Annotated in this window: 3 protein-coding genes; all 3 read left to right on the top strand. The window is 74.7% G+C overall.

The genetic code is table 11. The features are described from left to right. Positions 1-1,915: IucA/IucC family protein (locus GSF22_RS30175; RefSeq protein WP_208817311.1), on the top strand; the 1,915-nt coding region annotated here is incomplete at its 5' end. A gap of 1 nt (position 1,916) precedes the next feature. After that, positions 1,917-3,725 (top strand): IucA/IucC family protein, encoded by a 1,809-nt coding sequence (locus GSF22_RS30170; RefSeq protein ID WP_208817310.1) that lies wholly within the window; start codon positions 1,917-1,919, stop codon positions 3,723-3,725. Further along, positions 3,722-5,182 carry a glutamine synthetase family protein gene (locus tag GSF22_RS30165; RefSeq protein ID WP_307804455.1) on the top strand — a complete coding sequence of 487 codons (1,461 nt, stop codon included), beginning with the start codon at positions 3,722-3,724 and terminating at the stop codon, positions 5,180-5,182. Before GSF22_RS30170 ends, GSF22_RS30165 begins: the two co-directional genes overlap by 4 nt. The last annotated feature ends 45 nt before the right edge of the window (positions 5,183-5,227 follow it).

Below are 5,227 nucleotides of genomic sequence, written 5' to 3'. Positions count from 1 at the left end.
CTCCCCGGTCGCGCCCCGGCCCGCCGCCGGGTCGGCGGACACCGTCACCCACACCGCCGCCGGTCGGGCCCTGCTGGCCCGGGCCATCGCCGAACTGTGCTACGAGGAGATGCTCGTCCCGGAACCCGGCGGGGACCTGCCCGGCCGGTGGCGGATCCGGCTGCCCGGCGAGGTCGAGTACATTTTCCACGCCCGGCGCGGCGGCTTCGGCGCCTGGCGGGTCGACCCGGCCTCGATCCGGCGCCGCGCCGACGGACGGACCGTACCGGCCACCGACCCGACCCGGCTCGTCCTGGACGCCCGGGAGACCCTCGGCCTGTCCGCCCCCGCACTGGCCGAACTGGTCCGTGACCTGATCGCCACCCAGGTCGCCGACGCCCGCCTGCGGGCCACCGCACTGCCCGCCGCCGCCCTGGCCGACCTGGGCCACGAGGAACTGGAGGCCCATCAGACCGGCCACCCCTGCCTGCTGCTCAACAAGGGCCGGCTGGGCTTCTCGGCCAGCGACGCCGACCGGTACACCCCGGAGGCCGCCGGGGACGTCCGGCCGGTGTGGATCGCGGTCGCCGCCCACGCGGCCCGGTTCACCGCCGTACCCGGACTGGACACGACCACCCTGCTCGACACCGAACTCGACGCCGACACCCGGGCCGGCTTCGCCGCCCGGATCACCGCCCGGGGCGGCGACCCGGACGGCTACGTCTGGCTGCCGGTGCACCCGTTCCAGTTCGACGAGGTGGTCCGGCCGCTCTACGCCGGGCCGCTCGCCGACGGCACCATGGTGGTACTCGGCGACAGCCCGGACCGGTACCGGCCGATGCAGTCGATCCGCACCCTGACCAACGTGGACCGACCGGACCGGCACAACGTCAAGCTGCCCCTCATGATCCGTAACACGCTGGTCTGGCGGGGCCTGTCGGCAGCCCAGACCGGTTGCGCCCCGGTGCTCACCACCTGGCTGGGCGGGCTGCGCGACACCGACCCGTTCCTGCGCGACGAGTGCCGGGTGGTCCTGCTCGGCGAGGTCGCCTCGGTGACCGTGCCGCACCCCGTCTACGCCGAACTGCCCGACGCCCCGTACCGCTGGCACGAACTGCTCGGCGCGATCTGGCGCGAACCGGTGCACCGGCACCTCGACCCGGGGGAGCGGGCCCGGACCATGGCCACCCTGCTGCTGGAGGGCGCCGACGGGCGGGCGGTGATCGCCGAACTGGTCGCCCGGTCCGGGCTCACCGCCCGGGACTGGTTGCGGGCGTACCTGCGGGCCCTGCTGCCGCCACTGCTGCACCTGCTCTACCGGTACGGTGCCTCGTTCACCCCGCACGGGGAGAACGTCGTGCTGATCAGTGACGCGGCCGAGGTACCCACCCGGATCGCGGTCAAGGACTTCGGCGCCGACGTGGAGCTGCTCCCGTTCGACCTGCCCGAGTACGCCGACCTGCCGGCCGACACCCGGGCCCGGTTGCACCGGTGGCCGGCGCGGGACCTGGCGCACTCGATCCTGTCGGCGATCTGCGCCGGGCACTTCCGGTTCCTCACCGACATCGTCGAACGCCACCTCGGCGTACCCGAGGCCGACTTCTGGCGGCTGGTCCGGGAACCGATCGACGCGTACCACCGGCGCTTCCCCGAACTGGCCGAACGCTTCGGCTGGTTCGACCTGCTCGCCCCGGAGTTCGGCCGGGTCGCCCTCAACCGGGAACAGCTGTTCGGGTTCGGTTTCCACGACCGGGCCGACCGGGATGCCGAGTTCGACGTCATGCACGGCACCGTCGCCAACCCGCTGCACACCGCCGCGCCGACCGGCACCGTCCCGCCGCGTCCGGTCGCCGACGGGCCGGTCCCACCGCGTCCGGTCGCCGACGGGCCGGTCCCACCGCGTCCGGCTTCCGGCGACGCGGGCCGGGGGCGGTGACGTGCGGACCCCACCCGAGCTGACCGCGCCCCACTGGCAGCGGGCCAGCGCCACGCTGGCCGCCAAGATGATCGCCGAACTCGCCTTCGAACAGGCACTGACCCCGGAGCCGACCGGACCCGGTACCTACCGGGTCACCGTCACACCGCAGGTGGCGTACCGGTTCAGCGGCCGGCCGCTGGCCCTCGGCGGGTGGCGGGTCGACCCCGGCTCGCTCACCCGGTGCACCGCCGACGGCACCGACCCGGCCGACCCGTACCGGATCCTGCTCGACCTGCACACCGGTCACCGGCTGGACCCGGCGGTGACCGCGCTGACCGTCGGCGAGCTGACCGCCACCCTCGCCGCCGACGCGCACCTGCTCGCCAGCGGCCGGCCGGTCGCCGAACTGGCCGACCTGCCCCACCTGGAACTGGAGGGGCACCAGGGCGGCCACCCCTGGCTGATCGCCAACAAGGGCCGGGTCGGCTTCTCCGGCCCGGACCGGGCGGCGTACGCCCCGGAGGCCCGTCCCGTCGTGCGGCTGTGCTGGCTGGCCGCGCACCGGTCGCTCGCCAGCTACCACGGGGTGACCGGCCTGGACGCCGACGCGCTGGTCGCCCGGGAACTGGACGCGGCGACGGTGGCCCGGTTCACCGGGGTGCTCACCGCAGCCGGGGTCGACCCGGCCGACTACGTCTGGCTGCCGGTGCACCGCTGGCAGTGGGACGAGGTGGTGGTGCCGCTGCACGCCGGGCAGCTCGCCGCCGGGCTGCTGGTACCGCTCGGCGAGGCACCGGACCGGTACCGGCCGCAGCAGTCCATCCGCACCTTCGGCAACGTCGACCACCCGGCCCGGTACGACGTCAAGCTGCCGCTGTCGATCCTGAACACCATGGTCTACCGGGGCATCCCGGACGAGCTGGTCCGGGCCGCCCCGCCGACCACCACCTGGCTGCACGCGCTGCGCGACGGCGACCCGTTCCTGCGCGACGAGTGCCGGCTGATCCTGCCCGGTGAGGTCGCCGCCGTCTCGGTCCGGCACCCGGTCTACGCCGAGCTGCCGGCGGCGCCGTACCGGTACCGGCAACTGCTCGGGGCGATCTGGCGGGAGCCGGTCGCCGCCGCCCTCGCCCCCGGCGAGCGGGCCCGTACCCTCGCCGCGCTGCTGCACGTCGACCCGGCCGGCCGGGCCTTCGTCGCCGAGCTGGTCGACCGGTCCGGGCTGCCGGCGCAGCGGTGGCTCGCCGCGCTCGTCGCCGCCGTGCTGCCGCCGCTGCTGCACCTGCTCTACCGGTACGGCATCGGTCTCAACCCGCACGGGGAGAACGCCACGGTGGTCTACGACCGCGACGACGTACCCGTCCGGCTGGCCGTCAAGGACTTCGTCGACGATCTCAAACTGCTCCACGACGACCTGCCCGAGTACGCCGCCCTGCCGGAGCCGGCGCGGGCCGTGCTGATCCGCTGCGACGACGACGAACTGCGCGGCTCGGTGGTCAAGTCGCTGCTGTTCGGCCACTTCCGCTACCTCGCCCCGCTCGCCGCCGAGCAGCTCGGGGTCCCCGAGGACCGGTTCTGGGCGCTGGTCCGGGAGCAGGTGCGCGGGTACCGGGCCCGGTTCCCGGAACTGGCCGACCGGTACCGCCGGTTCGACCTGCTCGCCCCCACCTTCCCCCTGGTCTGCCTGAACCGGGAGCGGCTGCTGCCCGGCGGGTACCACGACCGGGCCGAACGGGACGCCCACTTCGACGTGCCGGCCGTCCCGGTGGCCAACCCGCTGCACGATCCGGCGGTCGACCCGTCGCGCGATCCGGGGGGCGACCGGTGAGCCGGCCCTTCGTGCCGCCCGGGCCGCTGCCGGAGCCGCTGCCTGTTCCGCTGCCCGTGGAACGCCTGCGGGCCGAAGCGGCGGCCGGGCGGATCGAGACGGTGGTCGTGGCGGTACCCGACCTGCTGGGCCGGTTGCAGGGCAGCCGGCTGGACGCCGGGTACTTCTGCGACCGGGTCCTCACCGACGGCTTCGCCGCCTGCGGCTACCTGCTCGCCACCGACGTGGAGATGAACACCGGCCCCGGGTACGCCCTCGACGCCTGGGGCAGCGGCTTCGGGGACCTGCTGCTCGTCCCCGACCCGGCGACCCTGCGGGAACTGCCCTGGGATCCGGGGACCGCGCTGGTCATCGCCGACGCCCACTGGCCGGCGGACCCGGCGGCACCGTCCACAACGGACGCATTGGTGCCGTTCGCGCCGCGCCGGGTGCTCACCGCGCAGCTCGACCGGCTGGCGGAGCGGGGCCTGACCGCGTACGCCGGCACCGAACTGGAGTTCCTGCTCTTCGCCGAGTCCTTCGACGTCGCGTACGACCGGGACTACCGGGGACTGCGCCCGGCCACCCGGCACAACGTGGACTACTCGCTGACCGGGGTGACCGGGATCGAACCGGTGGTCGGGCGGATCCGGCGGGAGATGAAACGGGCCGGGTTGCGCCTGGAGTCCGCCCGGGGCGAGTGCCACCCCGGCCAGTACGAGATCGTCTTCCGGTACGCCGACGCGCTGACCACCTGCGACAACCACGTGCTCTACAAGACCGGGGTACGGCAGATCGCCGCCCAGGAGCAGGTGGCGGTGACCTTCATGGCCAAGTACGACGCGGGGGAGGGGAACTCCTGTCACGTCCACCTGTCGCTGCGGTACGCCGACGGCACGCCCGCCTTCGCGGCCGACGGCGCCGGGGATGCCGCCGCGCGTGGACCGACCGGGCCGACCGCCGGCATGTCGGCGCTGATGGCGCACTTCGTGGCCGGTCAGCTCGCCGCCCTGCCGGAGCTGACCCTGCTCTTCGCCCCCGGCGTCAACTCCTACAAGCGGCTCGCGCCCGGCTCGTTCGCGCCGACGCAGGTGGGCTGGGGACGGGACAACCGGACCTGCCCGGTACGGGTGGTCGGAGCCGGTGACTCGCTCCGCATCGAGCACCGGGTGGCCGGCGGGGACGCCAACCCGTACACGGTCGTCGCCGCGATCGTCGCCGCCGGGCTGTACGGCATCGACCACGAACTGCCGTTGCCGCCGGCGGTCACCGGCAACGCCACCGACCGGACCGACCTGCCCCGGCTGCCGACCACCCTCGGTGAGGCGGTGGCGCTCTGGGAGGGCAGCGGGCTGGCCCGGTCGGCGTTCGGTGCCGACGTGGTCCGGCACCATGCGGCGGCGGCCCGGGCCGAGTTGGCCGAGTACGGGCGGGCGGTGACCGACTGGGAACGGCACCGCGGCTTCGAACGCTGGTGACCGGTCAGCCGCGCCCCGGGTGACCGCAGTCCCGTCCACCCCACC

The sequence above is a fragment of the Micromonospora echinofusca genome, from assembly GCF_017614955.1.
Taxonomy (GTDB): domain Bacteria; phylum Actinomycetota; class Actinomycetes; order Mycobacteriales; family Micromonosporaceae; genus Micromonospora; species Micromonospora echinofusca_A.
This window is presented reverse-complemented; position numbering and strand designations above follow the sequence as displayed.